This is a genomic window from Novosphingobium sp., assembly GCF_036803765.1.
Classification (GTDB): Bacteria; Pseudomonadota; Alphaproteobacteria; order Sphingomonadales; family Sphingomonadaceae; genus Novosphingobium.
Genome location: NZ_DAIRTS010000020.1, coordinates 3844 through 24308, shown reverse-complemented (window position 1 = coordinate 24308; position 20465 = coordinate 3844). Strand labels below are relative to the sequence as shown.

The following is a 20465-nucleotide window of genomic DNA, read 5'->3' as shown; positions in this document are numbered from 1 at the left end:
AAGAGGAGGGGGTTTGGGGTGGTGAAGGCCTAAGCAGAACCAGGCGTCAGGGCAGCAACTCGGTCGGAACGCCTGCAGCGGCGGCCGCCGCAGCCTCCTCAGCTTCGAGACGCGCCTTTTCCTCGGCGTCCTTGCGCTCGACGATGCGCATGAGGATCATCGTCCCCTCGAACAGGATCAGCAGCGGGACGGCGAGCATAAGCTGCGAGACGACGTCGGGCGGCGTGATCACCGCGGCCAGCGCGACGATGCCGACGATCACGTAGCGGCGCGCCTTGACCAGCGCGTCGCGGCTGACGATCCCTGCGCGGTTGAGCAGCATCAGCAGCACCGGCAGCAGGAAGCTGACGCCGAAGGCGAGGATGAACTGCATCACCAGCGAGAGGTATTCCTCGATACCCGGCAGCGCCTCGAGCTTGAGGCCGCCCTTGTCGCCCTGGAAACCGACGAACCATTTGAAGGCCGTGGGCATGACGACGAAATAGGCCAGGCTCGCCCCCATGCCGAACAGCAGCGGGGTTGCGATGAGGAACGGCAGGAACGCGCGCTTCTCGCGGGCATAGAGACCCGGCGCGACGAACGCCCAGAGCTGGTTGGCGATGACCGGGAAGCTCAGCAGGAAGCCCGAGAACAGCGCGACCTTAAGGTTCACGAAGAACGCGGAATAGAGCTTGGTGTAGATCAGCTTGCCGTGCCCGGCGGGAAACGCCTCGCTCAGCGGATGGACCAGGATCGCAAGGATCGTGTCGACGAAGTAGTAGCTGAGCGCCGAGGTGATCGCCAGCGCATAGACGCAGCGCAGCAGCCGGGTGCGCAGCTCGATCAGGTGGTCGAGCAGCGGGGCCTGGGTTTCGTCGATGTCGCGGATGGAGATCACGGGGTCACGTCATGGCTGGAGTGTGCGGCCGCCGGAGCGCTCGCCGGATGCTTGTCCGCCTCGACCGGCGCCGGTTGCGGCTCGGCCGGGGGCGGAAGCAGCGGCTCAGTCGGCGCATGGGCGGCGATCGCCGGGTCGATCGGATGCATCAGCTGGTCGGCGGCGTGAGCCGGCGTCTGCCCCTCGGCCGCGGCTGCCTGCGCAGCGGCGCTTTCGGCCATGATCTTGGCGTTCTGCTCCTGCCACTTCTTTTCCATCTCGGCCAGTTCCGCCTCGCGGATCATGGTCTCGAGGCCGGCCTTGAAGTGGTTGGAGATGCGCCGCATCTTGCCGATCCACCGCCCGGCGGTGCGCAGCGCGAGCGGCAGGTCCTTGGGTCCGATCACCACGATCGCCACGATGACGATCACCAGCATCTCGGACGGGTCGATATTGAACATCGGCAGTCAGCCCGGCGCGGTCAGCGGATCAAGCCTGCGGACCCTGGTGGTCGGCGGGATTGTGGACCGGGGCGGCGGGCTGCACCGGCGCGGCCGGCACCACCGGTGGGACGGGGGCTGCGACCGGCGCCTGAACCGGGGGCTGAACCGGCGCCTGAACCGGAGGCTGGATCTGGGCCGGCGGCGGCGTCACGGGGTGATCCGCGTCTTCGTGCATGCCGGCCTTGAAGCTTTTGATGCCCTTGCCGAAGTCGCCCATCATTTCGGAAATGCGGCCACGTCCGAACAGGATCAGCACGACCAGCGCGAGGATGATGAGGTGCGGAAGAGAGAGGCCACCCATTGCAAAATCTCCTTGTTGCCGCCCAGATAGGGCATGTCCGCGCTCTTCGCCAGCACACAGTGGTGTTTCTTGTCGATGCCCCTCACCCTTCGATAGAATCCTCCGCCCCTTCCCCCAGCCCGTCCGGTGGCTCGTCGCTGCCGCCGGTCAGGATGGCGAAGGCCTCGTCCACGGGATCGAGCAAGCCGGCCGCACGCAACTCAGCCATGCCGGGCAGGTCGGAACGGCTCGCGAGGCCGAAGTGGGTCAGGAAATCGGGCGTGGTCGCATAGATCGTCGGCCGCCCGGGCACTTCGCGGCGCCCGGCGATGCGGATCCATCCCGCCTCCAGCAGCACGTCGAGCGTGCCCTTGGCGGTCTGCACGCCGCGGATCGCCTCGATCTCAGCGCGGCTGACCGGCTCGTGATAGGCGACGATCGCGAGGGCTTCGGTGGCGGCGCGCGAGAGGCGGCGCACCTCGTCCTTCTCGCGGCGCAACAGATGGGCCAAGTCGGCAGCGGTCTGGAAATGCCAGCGCCCGCCGCGCTCGACCAGCTGAACTCCGCGCCCGGTGTAATGCGTGGCAAGTTCCTCAAGCGCACCGCGCACCCGCGCGCCGCCCAGATGCCGCGAAATGTCTTCGGCGCTCATCGGTGCCTCGGCGGCGAACAGCGTCGCCTCGACCGCGCGGACGAGATCGTCGGGGACGCTCATCGCACCGCCCGCAGCAGCAGTGGACCAAAGCAGGTGTCCTGCGCCAGTTCCGCCCTGCCCTGCTTGGCCAGTTCGAGGCAGGCCAGAAAGCTGGACGCCAGCGCCGAGCGGGCGAGCTGACGGTCCATCGGCGTATCGTGTGCCAATGGCGGCAGAAAGGTGCGCAACTCGCGCCATTCCAGCGACGTGCCGAGCAGCGCCGCCAGTCGCGCCAGTGCCGCCTCGAGCGTCATCACGGGGCGATGCTGCACCATGTGCACCACAGGCCGGTTGCGATGCTGCACCTCGCCATAGGCGCGGATCACGTGGAACAGGTCCGCCTGCCAGCGTGCGCGGCGCGCGATGCTCAAGCCTTCGGGTGCACCCCGCGCGAAGACATCACGGCCGAGGCGGTCGCGCGCCATCAGCCGCGCCCCGGCCTCGCGCATCGCCCCCAGCCGTTGCAGGCGCAGTTGCAGCCGCAGCGCCAGTTCCTCGGGGCTGGGCTGCATCTCGGGATCGCGCGGCAGCAGCAGCAGCGACTTGAGATAGGCCAGCCACGCCGCCATCACGAGGTAGTCAGCGGCGAGTTCAAGCTTCAGCGCCTCGGCCCGGTCGATATAGCCGAGGTACTGGTCGACCAGTTCTAGGATCGAGATCCGCCGCAGGTCGACCTTCTGCCGCCGTGCCAGGTCGAGCAGCAGGTCGAGCGGGCCTTCCCAGCCATCGAGCTCGAGATAGAGCGCGTCATCGCTCGCCGCGGGTGCGGACGGCGGGAGCGTGTCCCAGCCGGGATCGGCGGGCGCCGCTCCACTCGTGTCCCCCGCCCCCGTCACGGCGTCAGGCGAGCGCCAGCAGGGCGTCGCGCCGGGCGAAGAGGTCCGCCTGCGCGGCCGCATTCAGGCCGACCGACGGCGCCGTGTCCGCCAGGGCGCGATCGAGACGCGCGGCGGTCCTGGCGCTCATCGGCGCAAGGCCCTCGGCAATGCCGATCATGTCGGGCATCTTCGCCCAGCAATTCAGCGCGATGTCGCACCCGGCGGCCTGCGCGCGCACGGCGCGCTCGGGCACCGTGCCGTCGAGCGCCTGCATGTCGAGGTCGTCGGTCAGCAGCAATCCGTCGAACCCGATGCGGCGGCGGATCACCTCGCCCACCACGAAGGCAGACAGGGTGGCCGGGCTTTGCGCATCCCAGGCGGTGTAGCGGACGTGCCCGGTCATCGCCATCGCGCTGCCGGCCAGAGTGCGGAATGGCGCGAGATCGCGCTCGAGTTCGTCCTCGCCGGCGGTGACGGTGGGCAATTCCTTGTGGCTGTCGGCCATGGCGCGGCCGTGGCCCGGCATGTGCTTGATGACTCCGGCGACCCCGGCCCGCGCCAGGCCATCGAGCGTGGCGCGACCGAGCGCGGCGACGCGCTGCGGCTCTGCGCCCAGCGCGCGATCGCCGATGACGTCGTGCGCGCCGGGCTGGCGCACATCGAGCAGCGGCAGGCAATCGACCGTCACGCCGGCTTCGGCCAGGTCCATGCCCAGCGCCTCGGCATTGGCGCGCGCCGCCTCGATCGCACTGGCCGGCGCGATGTCGTAAAGCCGGTCGAACGCCTCGCCCGCCGGATAAGCGGCCCAGACCGGCGGCTTCATCCGCGCGACGCGGCCGCCTTCCTGGTCGATCGAAATCAGCAGGCGGTCGCGGCCGTGCAACGCGCGCAAGTCATCGGTCAGCGCCCGCACCTGCGCGCGGCTTTCGACGTTGCGGCCGAACAGAATGTAGCCGGCCGGGTCGGCATCCTTGAAGAACGCGCGCTCGTCGGCGGTGAGGGTCAGGCCGGAGAGGCCGAAGATGGCAGGAAGCATTGCGACGCCATCCCGAAATTCGGCGCGGATGGCAAGGGTCGGTCTTAGAACTGGCTTTCGGCAGTTGCCCCTCCACCACCGGCTTTGCCGGCGGTCCCCCTCCCCACAACGTGGGGAGGACCTAAGATCCTCCCCACGTTGTGGGGAGGGGGCAGGCCGCAGGCCTGACGGCGGGGCTTGTGCCTTAAAGGCTCAGCGCTTGACCTGGCACTTCACGCCGGCGGCCTGCAGCTTGTTGCACAGCGCGCTGGCGGCGCCGGCGTCGCCGGGGACGGCCTGGAGGCGATAGACGGTGCCGATGTCGGCCTTGCCCTCGAGAATGCGGTGGCTCACGCCCTTCAGCTCCTCGTGCGCGACGACCAGCTTGTTCCAGCCGGCCTCGGCCAGTGCCTGGCTGGAGAACGCGCCGACCTGGACGCCCACGCCGCTGACGACGGGGGCCGGCGCGGCGGCTCCAGCAGATGCAGAGGCCGACGGCTTGGGAGCCGGCTCGGCAGGCTTGGCTGCGGGCGCCCCGGTGGGCGCGAGCGCCGCGGTCGGGCGCTCGCCCTCGCTGACCTTGAAGCTCGAATCGCCGGTACCCTGAAAGGTCTTGCCGCCCGGATCCTTGGGCGCGACCTTGTACGGTTCGCGGCTGGCCTCGATCAGGCTGCCGTCGGCGACGGCGGGCGCCGCGTTGCGATGCGTCATCCAATAGATGCCGCCGACGATCGCGGCGAGCAGGATCAGCGCGACGATGCCGAAGCCGACCAGCCGGCCGCTGTCGGAGCCTTCTTCCTCGACGTCGACGTCATCGGCGCTTTCAAGCCAGGGCAGCCGCTCCTCGGCACCGAGGTCGAGCGCGTCGCCCTCGCCGGGAATGCGGTCATCGTGCGGCGGCGTATTTACCATGGCCTCAAAGCTCCTCGGCGGCCTCGACACCCAGAATGGCCAGCCCGTTCTTCACAACCTGCCCGATTTGCGCGGCGAGGAAAAGGCGAGCCTCGGTCAGAGCCTTGTCCTGTGCCACAATGAAGCGCTTTTCGGGACGGTCGTTGCCGATGTTCCAGTAAGCGTGGAACGCCGCGGCCAGGTCGTAGAGGAAAAACGCGATGCGATGCGGCTCGCGCGCCAGCGCGGCACCTTCGACGATGCGGGGCATCTGCGCGGCCAGCTTGAGCACGGCCAGTTCTTCCTCGCCCAGGAGGTCGAGGGTCTCGGCCGATGGCGCGAAGCCTTCCGCCGCGCCCTTGCGCAGGGTCGAGCAGACGCGGGCATGCGCGTACTGCACGTAGAACACCGGGTTGTCCTTCGAGGCCTCCACCACCTTGGCGAAGTCGAAGTCCATCTGCGCGTCGGGCTTGCGCGTGAGCATGGTGAAGCGCACCACGTCCTTGCCCACCTCGTCGACCACGTCGGCCAGCGTCACGAAGTTGCCGGCGCGCTTCGACATCTTGACCGGCTGGCCGTCGCGCAACAGCTGGACCATCTGCACCAGCTTGACCTCGAACGGCTTGGGCGCGGCACCTTCCGCGCCGGTCAGCGCGGCGACCGCGGCCTTGATCCGCTTGACCGTGCCGGCATGGTCGGCACCCCAGATGTCGACCAGTGCGTCGGCGGTCTCGGCCTTCTGGAAATGGTAGGCGAGATCGGCGCCGAAATAGGTCCAGCTGCCGTCCGACTTCTTGATCGGGCGATCCTGGTCGTCGCCGAAGCGGGTCGAGCGGAACAGCGGCAGCTCGACCGGCTCCCAGTCCTCGGGTGTCTTGCCCTTGGGCGCCTCGAGATGGCCGTCATAGACGAGATCGTGCGCGCGCAGCCAGGCCTCGGCGGCCTCGGGCTTGCCCGCCGCCTGAAGCTCCGCCTCGGACGAGAACAGGTCGTGGCGGATGCCGAGCTTGGCGAGATCGTCCTTGATCATCACCAGCATGGCCGCGACCGCCTTCTGGCGGAACGGCACGAGCCATTCGGCCTCGGGCGCGGCGGCATAGCGATCGCCGTATTCAGCGGCGAGCTGCTGGCCGAGCGGCACGAGGTAGTCGCCCGGATAGAGCCCCTCGGGGATCGCGCCGACGTCTTCGCCCAGCGCCTCGCGGTAGCGGACATGCGCCGAGCGGGCGAGCACGTCGACCTGCGCGCCGGCATCGTTGACGTAGTATTCTTTGACGACCTTGTGCCCGGCAAACTCGAGCAGCGCGGCGAGCGCATCGCCCACTACTGCACCGCGGCAGTGGCCCATGTGCATCGGCCCGGTCGGGTTGGCCGAGACATATTCGACGTTGACGGTCGTGCCGCCACCCAGCGTCGAGCGGCCATAATCGCCGACGCGCGCGGCGATCAGGCGCAATTCGTCGAGCCAGGCAGCCGCATCGAGGCGCAGGTTGATGAAGCCGGGGCCGGCGATTTCCGCCGAGGTCACCCGCGGATGGCGCGCCAGTTCCTCGACCAGGAGGCCCGCCAGCGCCCGCGGGTTGGTACCCGCCGGCTTGGCCAGCACCATCGCCGCGTTGGTGGCCAGATCGCCATGCGACGCGTCACGCGGCGGCTCGCAGGTCACCGCGCCGCGCGGCAGGCCATCGGGCAGGCTGCCCGCCGCCACGAGGGCGTCGAGCGCGGCATCGATCACGCCGGCATAGTGGGCGAAGAGCGTCTGGGCGGAAGGCGTGCTGTCGGTGGTCATGCCGCGCCGATAGCGAATATGCGCGATGTTGCAAACGGCCCTGTGCGGCGGTGGCGCTCTGGCTCGCTCCAGCTTGGCCCTTCGACAGGCTCAGGGCGAACGGGTGTGAAGAGCGGCCGACCCAACCACCGTTCGCCCTGAGCCTGTCGAAGGGCGCTAAGGCGCGACGGTCACCGTAAAGCCAATCAGCGCCGGGCGTTGTATTCCAGCTGGCTGGGCGAGAGCTGGAAGCCGACCAGGTGCTCGAACGTGGCGGACGCGATCGCCTTGCGCACTTCGGGGAGCGAGAGCGGGTCGACCGCTGCGTCGGCCTGGCCGGCGCGGCGCTTGCGCGAGAGCTTTTCGCGGACGCTGGCGGGCAGGCTGGCGGCGGCGCGATCGACGAAGGCGCCGGCCTTGGCGCGCGCGGCGGCGCGGTCCTGCCCATCGGCGAAGTCGATCGCAACGGTGCCGAGGCGCTTGGCCACGACCGCGGTGCCGCCGCGCATCACGATCGAGAAGTAGGGCAGCTCGACATGGCGCGCACCCCGCGTATCGGTGCGGCGGGCGAGGACGTCAAACGTCGCCTCACTGCTGACGGGATCGACGGTGTCGTTGCAGGTGGCGCGCAGGTTGGTGATCGTCGCGACCATGTCGATCGCCTGCGAATCGGTGCGCGAGGGATCGGTGAACAGCGTCACGTCGCCGGTGTTCTCGGCCACTTCGACCGTCGGGCAGGCGGTGCGCAGCGCGGTCACGCCGACACCGTCTTCCAGCACCAGCTCGCCCTTGTTCTTGGCGCAACCGGACAGCGCGCCGGCCATGAGCGCGGTGCCGATCACGGCCTTGGCAAAGGTCAGGCGACGGGGCTGGACAGACATCAGGGCAAATTCCTTAGCAGCACGCGGCGAGGCCGGCGGCGAGCCGCGGCCTCGAAAGACAGAGCCATCCTCTAGCCAGCACGGCATGGTTGGGCAATGGCGCTACCGGCCCACGGCGCGTTTTACCTTGGGCCGAGGTGCTGCTAAGGCCGGGGCCATGAACGCCAGCTTTCCCACGCCCGCCGCTGCCGACACCGCCACCGCGGATGCGCTGCCCCCGCTGCACCTGCTGATCGCCGCGCCGCGCGGCTTCTGCGCCGGTGTCGACCGGGCTATCGAGATCGTCGAGCGGGCGATCGATCGCTATGGCGCGCCGGTCTACGTGCGGCACGAGATCGTGCACAACCGCTTCGTGGTCGACAGCCTCAAGGCCAAGGGTGCGGTCTTCGTCGAAGAGCTGGACGAAGTGCCCGACGGCAAGCCGGTGGTGTTCTCCGCCCACGGCGTGCCCAAGGTGGTGCCGGCGGCCGCGACCGAACGCGGGCTCGACTGGCTCGATGCCACATGCCCGCTGGTCAGCAAGGTTCATCGCCAGGCCGAACGCAAGGTCGAGGCCGGACGCCACATCCTGTTCGTTGGCCACAAGGGCCATCCCGAGGTGATCGGCACGATGGGCCAGGTACCCGAAGGCGCGATGACGCTGGTCGAGACACTCGACGACGTCGCCACGCTCAACTTTCCTGAAGGCACCCCGCTGGCCTTCCTGACGCAGACGACGCTGTCGGTCGACGACACCGCCGAGATCGTCGCAGGCCTCAAGGCGCGCTTTCCCACCATCGTCGGGCCGCGGGCCGAGGACATCTGCTATGCAACCTCGAACCGCCAGGCCGCGGTCAAGGCGATCGCGCCGCGCAGCCAGCTGGTTCTGGTGATCGGCGCACCCAACAGTTCCAATTCGCTGCGCCTCGTCGAAGTGGCCGAACGCGAAGGCACGCCCTCGCGCCTGATCCAGCGCGCCAGCGAGATCGATCCCGCCTGGCTCGACGGCGTGGAGACCTTGGGCCTGACCGCCGGCGCCTCGGCCCCCGAAGTGCTCGTGCGCGAGGTCGTCGCCCGTATCGGACAGTGGCGCACGGTCAGCGAGGAGCCGGTAACCACGACCGAGGAACACATGGTGTTCAAGCTGCCCCGCCAGCTCGTCGGCTGAAGGCAGCGATCATGGCGGTTTATACCCACCTCGGCGCGGAAGACATGGCTGCGCTGCTGGCGCCCTATGGCGTCGGTGCACTCGTTTCGGCCAAGGGCATCGCCGAGGGCGTGTCGAACAGCAACTGGCTGATCGAGACGGCGGGCACCGATGGATCGGGCGCGCGCTTCATCCTGACGATGTACGAGTTCCGCATCGAGATCGCGGACCTGCCCTATTTCCTCGGGCTGCTCGACCATCTCGCGGCGCGCGGCTGCCCGGTGCCGCGCACGATCCACGATTCCGAGGGCGCCCTCTATCGCGTGATCGAGACACCGCGCGGCGAAAAGGCGCTGGCGCTGATCGAGTTTCTCCCCGGCGTTTCGCTGGGTGAGCCGACCGCCAGCCAGGCGCGTGCGGTGGGCGCCGCGCTCGCCGAGATGCACCTGGCGGCAGCCGATTATCCCGCCATGCGCGAAAACGGCATGGGTCTGGCCGAATGGCAGCGCCTGGCCGATGCTTGTGGCGCGCAGGGGCTGGCCAGCATCGACCCGGCGCTCGCGACCTGCGTGGCGGAGCACCTGCCCCGCCTGGCGCGCGACTGGCCGCGCGATCTGCCGCGCTCGGTCATCCACGCCGATCTCTTTCCCGACAACGTGCTGATGCAGGGCGATACCGTCACTGGCATGATCGACTTCTACTTCGCCTGCAACGACATCACCGCCTACGATCTCGCGGTGACGCACGCGGCCTGGTGCTTCGATCCCACTGGCGCGCGCTTCCTGCCCGACCTGTCCGCCGCCCTCGTCACGGGCTATGAAAGTGTACGGCCGCTGAGCGAGGCGGAGCGCGCCGCGCTGCCGCTGCTGGCGCAAGGCGCGGCGATGCGCTTTGCCATGAGCCGCGCCTTCGACTGGCTCAACACCCCCGCCGATGCGCTGGTGACGCGCAAGGACCCGCTAGCCTTCGCGCGGCGGCTGGCCTTCTATGCCGATCCCGCCAATGCCGGGGTCTTCGTATGAAGCACGTCCAGATCTTCACCGACGGTGCCTGCAAGGGCAACCCCGGCAAGGGCGGCTGGGGCGCACTGCTGCGCATCGGCGAGCACGAGAAGGAGCTCGTCGGCTCCGACCCCGAGACGACCAACAACCGCATGGAAATGACCGCGACGATCCGCGCGCTCGAGGCGCTGACCCAGCCCTGCAAGGTCACGCTGCACACCGACAGCAAGTACGTGATCGACGGCATTACCAAGTGGGTCTTCGGCTGGCAGCGCAAGGGCTGGAAGACGGCCGACAACAAGCCGGTCAAGAACGAGGACCTGTGGCGCGCACTGCTGGCCGCCGCCCGGCCGCACACGGTCGAGTGGGTCTGGGTCAAAGGTCACGACGGCCACGTCGAGAACGAGCGCGTCGACAAGCTGGCCAGCGACGCGGCGCGCGCGGCCTGAAGCCACGCACCACGGCCTGCCCCGGATCGGGACAGATGGCCGATTTCGGGACACGTCCGCCAAGGGGAGGATTGGGGTCTCGCCCCCGGCGATGGTAAACCACGCCGCAGCACCCGGGGGAGAACCGTCATGCTGCGTACCACGTCCTGCCTTCTGACCCTTGCCGCCGCGGCCCTGCTGTCGGGATGCGCGCAAGATCGGCCGCGCGCCTATGCGCCGCCGGGTGCCTATGGTTATCCGCCGAGTGATTACGCCGGGGGCTATGGCTATGCCCCGCCGCCCCCGCCGGGTGGATGGGCACCGCCGCCTGCCCCCTGCGCCTCGGTCAACGGCGCGGCCTGCGCCGCCGCGCCGGGAATGCCCCAGCCGTTCGTCGCGCCGCCGGGGTACTATGTCGCCGGCGTCACCTGGGTTCCGGTGCCGGTCGCCGGCCAGCCCTGCCAGCCCTGTGGCGAGACTACCACGACGACGACGCGGATCGTCGAGGCGCCGGCGCGCCGCGTGATCCGCCGTGCGCCGCCCCGCGTGATGCACGACAAGCGCGTGCGCGAGATCCCGGTCAAGGAGAAGCGCGTCCGCGAATAGCTGCGCGACGCTTAGGCCTCACCCGGCCAGACGCGCCGGCGCATAGCGCACAGCGTCGAGCGCCTCGGTCATGGCGTCGCGCGGCAGGCCCAGCGCCAGTTGCGTCGCCAGCCGGGCCGCAGCCGGCGCGGTTTGGATGCCGAAGCCGCCCTGCCCGGCAAACCAGAAGAAGCCGGGCACGCCCGGATCGTAGCCATAGACAGGGGCGCGATCGGGCGCGAAGTTGCGCAGACCCGCCCAGCGCCGCTCGACCCCGGCGATCTGCCAGTCCACCACGTTCTCCAGCCGGTCGAGCGCCAAGGCCACGTCGATCTCTTCGGGCGCGACATCGTGCGGCAGGTCGCGTGTCTCGTCGTGCGGCGAGAGCCAGAGCCGGTCCCCCGATGGCTTGAAATAGAAATCGCCGGCCACGCCGAAGGTGAGCGGCAGGTCCGCCGGGACCGGCGGATCGACGCGCACTTGAACGATCGTGCGGCGCAACGGCGTGATCCCAAGCGGCGTAGCGCCCGCCATCTGCGCCACCGTATCGGCCCAGGCCCCGGCTGCGTTCACCACGATCGCGGCGCGCGCGGCCCCGCTCTCCCAGGCGATATGCCAAGTATCGCCGGCCTCACGCTCCAGCGTGGTGACTTGCGCGCGCACGCGCAGAACCGTCTCGCTGCGCCGGGCCCGTGCCAGATAGTGCTGGTGCAGCGCGGCGACGTCGATGTCCGCGCAGCCCGGCTGCCACACGCCGACGGTCCAGTCCGGTCGCAATCCGGGAACGCGCTGCGCCATGGCCGACCTGCCGACCAGTTCGACCCGGGCCCCGAGGCCCGCATAGTCCTGGGTGAACTTGGCCAGCGTCGCTTCGTCGGCGTCGCGCCCGATCACCAGCGAGCCGCGGCGGCCGAGAAAGCCATGCTCCTCCAGATAGCCGCCCGAGGCGAGCGTCAGCGGGACCACGGCCGGACCACCATAGACCTCGTCCCAGAATGCAGCAGACCGGCCGGTGGTGTGATAGCCCGGCACGCTTTCCGCCTCGACCAGCAGGACCCGGGCATGGCCTGCGCATTCGGCCGCCAGGCTGGCACCGGCCATGCCGGCGCCGATGATGGCGATGTCGAACTGGTTCATTGCGATTCCTCAGGCATTGCGCCCCCACAGGGCCGGTCGCAGCGCGCCCGGCAAGGTCAGCGGATGGGCGCTTCCCGTTCGAGGAATTCGTCGATCGTGGCAAGTACCTGATCGCGCACAGCATCGGCCTCGCGCAGCAGTTCATGGCGCCCCTCGCTGCCCCAGGCCGCCAGATGGGCTCGCGGCAGGCGCGCCGCCGCGCGTGCGATCGCGGGCCATGAAACCAGCTTGTCCGCGCGCGTCCCCAGCAAGAGGATCGGTGTCTGCAAGGTTTCCAGCCGGCCTGCCGCATCGAGCCGGTCGAACGATTGGCTGGCGCGCAGCAGCCAGCGCCAGCTGGCCGGGCCGAGTTTCAGGAACGGTCGTTCGACCTGCCACCACTGCTCGTCGGCATAGCGGCGCAGGTCGTGGGTCAGGAGGTTGGCGCGCGCCGCCTCGCGCGCACCGGGCTTTTCGCTGTGCTTCCATGCCGGCCGCCCCGGATCGCCGAGGCGGTTCATCACGCGCGCATAGACCCGCTGTAGCGCGCGCGGGATCGGGGTCGCGAATCCGAGCATCGGCGCGCTCAGCACCACGGCGTCGGGATCGATTCGCCGCTCGGCCAGCGCGCGCAGCACGAGATGCCCACCCATCGAATGCCCGACCACGACGTGCGGCCCGGGCGTTGCCGCGCGCCACGCCTGCCAAAGGCCGGCGAGGTCGTCGATCCAGTCCGCGAAGTCGGCGATGTCGCCGACCAGCGGATCGGCCGTCGTCCGGCCCGAGCCGGCCTGCCCGCGCCAGTCGGCGGCGGTTACGTGCCACCCCTGAGAGGCCCAGTAATCCAATGTTTCCACATACTTTTCATAAAAGTCACCACGGCCGGGCAGAAACAGGATCGAACCGCGCGCAGCCTCGTCTGTACGGCGCCAGATCACGCGGCGGATCGCGGTGCCATCGGCGGCATGCCAGACCGCCTCGATCGATCCGGGCGCGATCGTGCGGCCGTCGATTGCCTGCCAAACAGCCTTAACCATTGGTTGCCACGCTCCGTTTTCGCGCCGTTCCCGCCGCCAGACTTGGTTACCGTTTGGTAAGTGGTTGTGCGGTAATCATGGCCCCGACCAAGGGGGAATTCATGGTTTACGGACTGGCCGGACTGTTGGCAATCGCGCTGCTGATCGCAGCCTTCACCGACGTTCGCCGCCGGCAGATCGACAACTGGCTCAACGCCGCGATCGCGCTGCTGGCCCCGGCCTATTGGGCCGCGCAGGGGCTGCACCTGTGGCCCGACGTGGCGCTGCAGCTGGGCGTCGCCCTGGCCGCGTTCGTCGTGCTGGCCGGATTGTTCGCGCTGCGCATGATGGGCGGCGGCGACGTCAAGCTGCTGACCGCACTGGCGCTGTGGCTGCCGGCGATGCTGTTCCTCAAGCTGTTGCTGGTCATGGCGCTGGTCGGCGGTGTGCTGACCATCGTGATGGGCATGTGGCACGTCATGCGCCGCCGCAAGGGCCACCTCAAGATCCCCTACGGCGTGGCGATCGCCACCGGCGGGCTCTGGGTTCTGGCGGGCGTCTATGGCCCGGCGCTGCAGGCCGCGACGGCCGGCTGAGGTCATTTTTTAACCATTTTGTCGGATGGCTGACGGCTATTCTGTAAGGGCGGGATATCAGGCGATGGACAAGAGAAAGCTGATGCTGCTGGTGGGGGCGCTGGTCATCGCGATCGGCACGGCCCTTGCCGCGCGGAGCCTCATGGGTGGCGGGGGATCGCCCCAAGCCGTGGCGGCCGCCAAGGTCGAGACGGGCGCCAAGGTCCTCGTCGCCCAGCGCGCCCTGCCCGTCGGCACGATCATCACCGCCGACGCCATCGGCTTCAAGGCCTGGCCCAAGGAAATGGTGCAGGACGCCTACTTCCTAGAGGGTGAGGCCGATATGCAGAAGATGCTAGGCACCGTCGTGCGCAACCCGATCACTGCGGGCGAGCCGATCACCCAAGGCTCGCTCGTCGCGCCCGGCGACCGCGGCTTCCTCGCTGCCGCCCTCGGGCCGGGGATGCGCGCCGTAACCATTCCGGTTTCCGCCCGCACCGGCGTTGCTGGCTTCGTCTTTCCCGGCGACCACATCGACCTGGTCCTGACACAAAGCGTCAAGGGCAACGACTCGCAGCCGCTCAAGGCCTCGGAAACGATCATCCGCAACCTGCGCGTGCTCGCCACCGACCAGTCGGCGACGCAGGAACAGGTCGAGGGCAAGACCAAGGTCAAAGCCTTCAGCACCGTCACCGTCGAAGTCACGCCCAAGCTCGCCGAGAAGATCGCGGTGGCGCAGACCATCGGCCAGATCAGCCTGTCGCTGCGCTCGCTCGCCGACAACTCGGCCGAACTCGAGCAGGCCATTGCCTCGGGCGACGTGAAGGTGCCGGCCGGCGCCACGCCGCAGGACGAGGAAAAGCTGCTCAAGCAGGCGCTGGCCCACCCGCTCGACGGCGGCACCAGCTTCGTCACCGGCGGCGACGTCTCGCGCTTCCAGCGCAAGTCGATGCCCGCGCTCGGTGCTGCGAACCCCGGCATGGCCCCGCCGCCCGCACCGGCACCCGGCCCGGTCATGGCCGGCCCCGCCGCCCCGCCCCGCCCGCGTGGCCCAGTGATCAACATCACCCGTGGCAAGGACACCGTGACCGTCAGCGTCGGGGGGGCACACTGATGACCGCCCGCACACTGAGCCCTCGCGCCGCCACCCAGACCGCTCGCGCCGCCGGCTATCCCGCCGCGCACCAACCGCTCGCCAAAGGCCGGATCATGACCGCACGCCTTCTCCACCGCGCCTCGGCCAAGCTGCTTTCCGCAGCGATGCCAGGCTTGCCGCTCGCCGGCGCGCTCGGCTGCCTTGCCGTGTTTTCGGCAACGCCAGCCGCCGCACAAACCGTCACCAGCCCGGCCCGCTCGATCGCGGTCGGCATCGGCCGCGGCCAGCTGGTCACCCTGCCCGGCCGCATGAGCGACGTGTTCGTCGCCAACGACCAGATCGCCGACGTTCAGGCCAAGTCGACCAACCAGCTCTACGTCTTCGGCAAGGGGCCGGGCGAGACCACGGTCTATGCCAGCGATGCCAAGGGCAACGTGGTCTGGTCCGCCAATGTGCGCGTCGGCACCAACATCGACAGCATCGACCAGATGCTGCGCCTCGCCATGCCCGAGGCGAAGATCCAGACCGCAACGATGAACAACACCGTGCTGCTCACCGGCACCGTCGCGGCGCCCGAGGATGCCGCGGAGGCCGAGCGCCTGGTCAAGGCCTTCGTCGGCGACAAGAGCCAGGTCATCAGCCGCCTCAAGATGGCGACACCGCTGCAGGTCATGCTGCAGGTGCGGATCGCCGAGGTCAGCCGCACGCTGACCCGCTCGATCGGCGTCAACTGGGCGAGCGCGGACGCAACCAACGGCTTCAAGTTCGGCATCGGCCAGGGCGCCTCGTTCTTCAACCAGTATGCCCCCGGTGGCCCGATCGGCTTCGGCACGCCGTCGACCACGACCATGACCGGGCTCAACCTGCCCTCGAGCGGAACGCGCCTTGTCGGCAACACCAAGCTGTTCGGTGTGGACCTGCTCGGCGCGCTCGACCTGGGCGAGACGATCGGACTTGCCACCACGCTGGCCGAACCCAACCTCACCGCACTGTCGGGCGAGACCGCGCAGTTCCTGGCCGGCGGCGAATTCCCGATCCCGCTGTCGCAGGGTCTCGGCACGACGGCGATCGAATACAAGAAGTACGGCGTCAGCCTGTCCTACACGCCGACCGTGCTCGCCAACGGGCGCATTTCGCTGCGCGTCGCGCCCGAGGTTTCGGAACTGACCTCGGACGGGGCGATCGTGCTCAGCGGCATGTCGATCCCCGCGCTCAAGGTGCGCCGCGCCGAAACCACGATCGAGCTGGGCTCGGGCCAGAGCTTCATGATCGCCGGCCTGCTCAGCAATTCGGCGCAGAACACGATCACCAAGATGCCGGGCGCCGGCGACCTGCCGATCCTTGGCTCGCTGTTCCGTTCGACCGCGTTCAAGAAGGGCGAGACCGAGCTGGTCATCGTGGTCACGCCGTACCTGGTCAACCCGGTCAACGCCAAGGACATCAAGCTGCCGACCGACGGTTTCCGCACCGCCGACGCGTTGCAGCAGGTGCTGGGCAACCAGGAAAGCGCAGCTCCCAAGGGCGATCCGCGCCCAGGCCCGACAGAGCGCGAAGGAACCACGCAGGCCGGCCCCCAGGGCCCGCGCATCGGTGTCGCCGATCCGCAGCCTGCTGCTACCGGTCGCGCCCGCCAGGCCCGCGCCGCCGATACCAAGCCGGGCTTCAGCCTGTGACCAAGGCCAGCGAAACAAGGATCTCCACGATGTCGCACATCTTGACCGCTTCGCCGGCTACCGGCGCCGCCACGCCTTCGCTGCGCCGCATGATGCGCGTGCTCGGCCCGGCCATGTTGCTCGCCGCCGGCCTCTCGGGCTGCGTGGGCGGCATGCCGACCAACCAGTCGCTCAACAGCATTCACCAGCCGGTGATCGAGCGCTCAAGCTTCACGCTCGACATCGCCACTATGCCCGGCGGCGGCGTGCCGGTGAACGAGCAGCGGCGCCTTGCCGGCTGGTTCCAGTCGCTCGAGCTGGGCTTTGCCGACAAGGTCGCGCTGGACGATCCGGCCAACGATCCCGCAACCCGCGATGCCGTACGAGCGGTCGTTGCCGGCCAGCGCCTGTTGCTGGCCGATGCGGCGCCGGCCACAACCGGCCCGATCGCGCCCGGCACCGCGCGCATCGTCATCACCCGCACCGTGGCCTCGGTGCCGGGTTGCCCCGACTGGTCGACGCACAACGATGGCAACCTGCGCAACGCGACCTCGACCAACTATGGCTGCGCGGTCAACAGCAACTTCGCCGCCATGGTCGCCGACAAGGAAGACCTGGTGCGCGGGCAGACCGGCGATGGCCAGACCTCGGTGATGAGCTCGAACAAGGCGATCGCCGCGTTCCGCGATGCCACGCCCACCGGCGGCGGCGGCACGACCGTGCGCAAGGTCGCCACCTCGAACAGTGCGGGAGGCAACTGACATGGCCGGCATCGCCAAGAACCGCGACATGTTCGCTGCCTTCTGCTGCGACGACGCCACGCTCGACATCGTGCGCGCAGTCGCCGCCGACATGGGCTGGCAGCCGGAGAAATGCGCGCGCGGCGGCCTGCGCAATGCGGTGCAGTCGCTGTCGATCAGCGCCAGCCCCTCGATCCTCCTCGTCGACCTGTCGGAAAGCGGCGACCCGCTCAACGACATCAACGCGCTCGCCGAAGTGTGCGAGCCGGGCACGGTCGTCATTGCGGTCGGCCAGGTCAACGACGTGCGCCTCTATCGTGACCTTGTCGCCTCGGGCATCCAGGATTACCTGCTCAAGCCGCTGTCGATCGGCCAGCTGCGCGATACGCTGGCGCAGGCGCAAGCGATCTTCAATGCGCCGCGCGGAGGGGATGGCGTGGCCACGCGGCGCCATGTCGCCACCGCAGTGGTCGGCACGCGCGGCGGTGTCGGCGCATCGACGCTGGCGACCTCGCTGGCCTGGGCCTTCAGCACCGATGCCAAGCGCCCGACCGCACTGCTCGACCTCGACGTCCATTTCGGCACCGGCGCGCTGACGCTCGACCTCGAACCGGGCCGCGGCCTGACGGACGCGATCGACAACCCCAGCCGCATCGACGGCCTGTTCATCGAGCGCGCGATGATCCGCGCCAACGACAATCTCGCGATCCTCTCGGCCGAAGCGCCGATCAACGCCCCGCTGATGACCGACGGCAGCGCCTTCGTGCAGTTGCAGGAAGAGTTCCGCCACGCTTTCGAGATGACCGTGGTCGACATGCCGCGCAACATGCTGATCAACTTCCCCAACCTGATGGCCGATGTTGGCGCGGTGGTGGTCGTGACCGAGCTGACGCTGGCCGGCGCGCGCGATGCGATCCGCCTGCTCGCCTGGCTCAAGGGCAATGCGCCCCAGGCGCACGTCCATGTCGTCGCCAACAAGGTCCAGGCCGGCGTCGGCGAGATCAGCCGGCCGGACTTCGAGGCCTCGATCGAACGCAAGCTGGGCTTCGTCATTCCCTTCGATGCCAAGGCCGCCGTCAATGCCGCCAAGCTTGGCCAGACCTTCATCGCCGCCAACCGCACGAGCAAGGCGGGCACCGTGATCAAGGACATCGCCGCAGCGATCGCCAGCCTGGCCGACGACGGCGCTGCGGCCGCCGACGCCAAGCCCGGCGGCAAGGGCGGTGCCAAGGCCTCGCTGCTCGGCAAGCTCGACCTCAAGAAGATCCTGCCCACCAAGGCGAAGGCCGGCGCACCGGTCTGACCGGCGCCTCGTTCTCGCCCCCTCCCCGTAACCAGCCTCAACCGGAAAGCCGACCGCGCCATGCTCACCCCCCAGCTGATCGTCATTCTCGGCGGGGCCGCGGCGGCGATTATGCTGCTGTTTGCCGCGCTGTCGGGCCCCAATGCCTCGAAGCAGAGCACCCGCCGGTTGCAGCAGGTGCGGTTCCGCCATTCCGAAAGCACCACGGCCAAGGTCGAGGCGCAGTATCGCAAGGCGATCGCCGCACGCACGCCGCGTTCCTATCGGGTCGCAGGCTCGGGCTCGCGCCGTGAGGCGCTGGCTTTGCGGCTGCACCGCACCGGCAAGGGCTGGACGCTGACGGGCTACCTCTATGCATCGCTCGGCATCGGCTTCGGGGTTCTGTTGCTGGTGTTTTTGCAGTCGCATTCGCTGCTGCTGGCGCTGCCTGCCGGGATGCTGGTCGGCGCGGCGGTCCCGCATGTCGCGGTCAACTGGGCGATCAGCAAGCGCACCAACGCCTTCGTCGCGCGCTTTCCCGACGCGCTCGAGCTGCTGGTGCGCGGGTTGCGCTCGGGCCTGCCGATTACCGAGACGCTCGGCGTCGTGGCCACCGAAGTGCCCGGCCCGGTCGGCCAGGAATTCAAGCTGGTGACCGACCGCATCAAGGTCGGCCGCACCATGGAAGAGGCGCTGCAGGACACCGCCGACCGGCTCGACATGGCCGAGTTCAGCTTTTTCTGCATTACGCTCGCAATCCAGCGCGAGACCGGCGGCAACCTCGCCGAAACGCTCGCCAACCTTGCCGACGTGCTGCGCAAGCGCGCGCAGATGAAGCTCAAGATCCGGGCGATGAGCTCGGAATCCAAGGCCTCGGCCTATATCGTCGGCGCGCTGCCGTTCATCGTCTTCGCGCTGCTCTACTCGATCAACCCGGGATACATGGGCAAGTTCTTCGTCGACGAGCGCCTGATCATCGCCGGCATCGGCGCCTTCTGCTGGCTGAGCATCGGCGCCTTCATCATGTCGAAAATGGTCAGCTTCGAGATCTGAGGCGAGGATACCCACGATGGAACAGACCCACGCCCCGACGCTGCTCGGCATCAACGTCATCCATGCCGGCTCCTTCCTGATGGTCGTGGCGGCAGGCTTCGTCCTGCTGGCGATCTATGCCGCGATTACCGTCCGCGATCCGATGGCCAAGCGCGTCAAGGCGCTGAACGAGCGGCGCGACGAGCTCAAGGCGGGCATCATCGTGCCCACCGCGCGCAAGCGCAACTCGATCGTCCGCCGCAACCAGACCACCGACAACATCCGCACCGTGCTGGAAAAGCTGCGCGTGCTGCAGGACAGCCAGCTCGCGGTGGTCCAGCAGAAGCTGGCGCAGGCCGGCATCCGCAAGAAGGAATGGGCGGTCGCGGTGATCTTCGGCCGCATGATCGGCCCGATCGTGCTCGGCGGCCTGGCCCTGCTGTGGATCTACGTCCTCCAGTTCTTCCCCGAATGGGGCGCGTTCAAGCGCTTCATGGGTTTCGCCGCGATGGTAATCTTCGGCTACAAGGCGCCCGACATCTGGGTCGCCAACCTCGTGGGCAAGCGCACCAAGGAAATCCGCAAGGGCCTGCCCGATGCGCTCGACCTGCTGGTGATCTGCGCCGAAGCGGGCTTGACCGTCGATGCCGCCTTCAACCGCGTCGCGCGCGAGCTAGGCCGCGCCTATCCCGAGCTGGGCGACGAATTCGCGCTGACCGCGATCGAGCTGTCGTTCCTCACGGAGCGGCGCCAGGCCTTCGAGAATCTCGCCTATCGCGTGAACCTGGAATCGGTGAAGGGCGTGACCACCACGATGATCCAGACCGAACGCTATGGCACCCCGCTCGCCTCGGCGCTGCGCGTGCTCTCGGCTGAATTCCGCAACGAGCGCATGATGCGCGCCGAGGAAAAGGCCGCGCGCCTGCCGGCGATCATGACCGTGCCGCTGATCATGTTCATCCTGCCCACGCTGTTCGTGGTCATCCTCGGCCCGGCCGCCTGCTCGATCAGCGACCAGTTCATCAACCGCAAGGGCCCGACGCCGTAAGGGGGCACCGGGGCTTCGGGTTATTCCTGTTGCGATGATGTGCTGATCGAGCTGGCCCCCGG

Annotated in this window: 22 protein-coding genes; 11 read left to right on the top strand and 11 right to left on the bottom strand. The window is 68.8% G+C overall.

From position 1 onward, the window contains the following. Positions 1-46 precede the first annotated feature (46 nt). The 9 genes from tatC to V7Q48_RS13325 all read right to left on the bottom strand — a co-directional run bounded on the left by tatC (position 47) and on the right by V7Q48_RS13325 (position 7706). On the bottom strand, positions 47-877 hold the full coding sequence (gene tatC, locus V7Q48_RS13365) for a twin-arginine translocase subunit TatC (protein ID WP_333838750.1): 831 nt from the start codon (positions 875-877) through the stop codon (positions 47-49). Then, positions 874-1317: a Sec-independent protein translocase protein TatB gene (gene tatB / locus V7Q48_RS13360; RefSeq protein WP_333838749.1), complete on the bottom strand. Its 444-nt coding sequence runs from the start codon at positions 1315-1317 to the stop codon at positions 874-876. Before tatB ends, tatC begins: the two co-directional genes overlap by 4 nt. Before the next feature lie 28 nt (positions 1318-1345). After that, entirely contained in the window at positions 1346-1660 is a 315-nt protein-coding gene (gene tatA / locus V7Q48_RS13355; RefSeq protein WP_333838748.1) for a twin-arginine translocase TatA/TatE family subunit, read from the bottom strand. Positions 1661-1742: 82 nt separating this feature from the next. Next, the gene (gene scpB / locus V7Q48_RS13350; RefSeq protein ID WP_333838747.1) at positions 1743-2354 is read right to left on the bottom strand and encodes an SMC-Scp complex subunit ScpB; all 612 of its coding nucleotides are present in this window, start codon (positions 2352-2354) and stop codon (positions 1743-1745) included. Next, entirely contained in the window at positions 2351-3169 is an 819-nt protein-coding gene (locus V7Q48_RS13345; RefSeq protein WP_333838746.1) for a segregation and condensation protein A, read from the bottom strand. Before V7Q48_RS13345 ends, scpB begins: the two co-directional genes overlap by 4 nt. Before the next feature lie 4 nt (positions 3170-3173). Continuing rightward, positions 3174-4187, bottom strand: a complete 1014-nt coding sequence (nagZ, locus tag V7Q48_RS13340) for a beta-N-acetylhexosaminidase (RefSeq protein WP_333838745.1) — start codon at positions 4185-4187, stop codon at positions 3174-3176. Positions 4188-4379: 192 nt separating this feature from the next. Further along, positions 4380-5078 carry an SPOR domain-containing protein gene (locus V7Q48_RS13335; RefSeq protein ID WP_333838744.1) on the bottom strand — a complete coding sequence of 233 codons (699 nt, stop codon included), beginning with the start codon at positions 5076-5078 and terminating at the stop codon, positions 4380-4382. 4 nt (positions 5079-5082) lie between these two features. Next, entirely contained in the window at positions 5083-6846 is a 1764-nt protein-coding gene (argS, locus tag V7Q48_RS13330; RefSeq protein ID WP_333838743.1) for an arginine--tRNA ligase, read from the bottom strand. Between the two features lie 185 nt (positions 6847-7031). Then, positions 7032-7706, bottom strand: coding sequence for a hypothetical protein (locus V7Q48_RS13325; RefSeq protein ID WP_333838742.1), 675 nt, complete (start codon positions 7704-7706; stop codon positions 7032-7034). Between the two features lie 157 nt (positions 7707-7863). On the opposite strand from V7Q48_RS13325, the gene ispH reads away from it, so the two are divergent. From ispH to V7Q48_RS13305, 4 genes are all read left to right on the top strand, one after another. Then, positions 7864-8853 (top strand): 4-hydroxy-3-methylbut-2-enyl diphosphate reductase, encoded by a 990-nt coding sequence (gene ispH, locus V7Q48_RS13320; RefSeq protein ID WP_333838741.1) that lies wholly within the window; start codon positions 7864-7866, stop codon positions 8851-8853. Between the two features lie 11 nt (positions 8854-8864). Next, the gene (thrB, locus tag V7Q48_RS13315) at positions 8865-9854 is read left to right on the top strand and encodes a homoserine kinase (RefSeq protein ID WP_333838740.1); all 990 of its coding nucleotides are present in this window, start codon (positions 8865-8867) and stop codon (positions 9852-9854) included. Next, positions 9851-10282 carry a ribonuclease HI gene (gene rnhA, locus V7Q48_RS13310; protein WP_333838738.1) on the top strand — a complete coding sequence of 144 codons (432 nt, stop codon included), beginning with the start codon at positions 9851-9853 and terminating at the stop codon, positions 10280-10282. The genes thrB and rnhA overlap by 4 nt, the downstream gene beginning before the upstream one ends. 129 nt (positions 10283-10411) lie before the next feature. Then, a complete protein-coding gene (locus V7Q48_RS13305) occupies positions 10412-10867 on the top strand; it encodes a hypothetical protein (protein WP_333838737.1) in 456 nt (151 codons plus the stop codon). Between the two features lie 18 nt (positions 10868-10885). On the opposite strand, the gene V7Q48_RS13300 is transcribed toward V7Q48_RS13305, so the two are convergent. Together V7Q48_RS13300 and V7Q48_RS13295 are read right to left on the bottom strand one after the other, a co-directional pair. Beyond that, on the bottom strand, positions 10886-11983 hold the full coding sequence (locus tag V7Q48_RS13300; protein ID WP_333838736.1) for an NAD(P)/FAD-dependent oxidoreductase: 1098 nt from the start codon (positions 11981-11983) through the stop codon (positions 10886-10888). Between the two features lie 56 nt (positions 11984-12039). Further along, positions 12040-12999: an alpha/beta hydrolase gene (locus V7Q48_RS13295; protein WP_333838735.1), complete on the bottom strand. Its 960-nt coding sequence runs from the start codon at positions 12997-12999 to the stop codon at positions 12040-12042. Between the two features lie 101 nt (positions 13000-13100). Between V7Q48_RS13295 and V7Q48_RS13290 the strand changes: the two genes are divergently transcribed. From V7Q48_RS13290 to V7Q48_RS13260, 7 genes are all read left to right on the top strand, one after another. Beyond that, a complete protein-coding gene (locus tag V7Q48_RS13290) occupies positions 13101-13574 on the top strand; it encodes an A24 family peptidase (protein WP_333838734.1) in 474 nt (157 codons plus the stop codon). 64 nt (positions 13575-13638) lie between these two features. Beyond that, positions 13639-14667, top strand: coding sequence for a Flp pilus assembly protein CpaB (cpaB, locus tag V7Q48_RS13285; protein ID WP_333838732.1), 1029 nt, complete (start codon positions 13639-13641; stop codon positions 14665-14667). A gap of 95 nt (positions 14668-14762) precedes the next feature. Continuing rightward, positions 14763-16322 carry a type II and III secretion system protein family protein gene (locus V7Q48_RS13280; protein WP_442947140.1) on the top strand — a complete coding sequence of 520 codons (1560 nt, stop codon included), beginning with the start codon at positions 14763-14765 and terminating at the stop codon, positions 16320-16322. A gap of 29 nt (positions 16323-16351) precedes the next feature. Further along, on the top strand, positions 16352-17062 hold the full coding sequence (locus tag V7Q48_RS13275) for a CpaD family pilus assembly protein (protein ID WP_333838731.1): 711 nt from the start codon (positions 16352-16354) through the stop codon (positions 17060-17062). A 1-nt stretch (position 17063) separates the two neighbouring features. Next, entirely contained in the window at positions 17064-18344 is a 1281-nt protein-coding gene (locus V7Q48_RS13270) for a pilus assembly protein CpaE (protein ID WP_333838730.1), read from the top strand. A gap of 60 nt (positions 18345-18404) precedes the next feature. Then, positions 18405-19376, top strand: coding sequence for a type II secretion system F family protein (locus V7Q48_RS13265; RefSeq protein WP_333838729.1), 972 nt, complete (start codon positions 18405-18407; stop codon positions 19374-19376). 16 nt (positions 19377-19392) lie between these two features. After that, complete coding sequence (locus V7Q48_RS13260; protein WP_333838727.1) at positions 19393-20403, top strand: type II secretion system F family protein; 1011 nt, start codon at positions 19393-19395, stop codon at positions 20401-20403. The last annotated feature ends 62 nt before the right edge of the window (positions 20404-20465 follow it).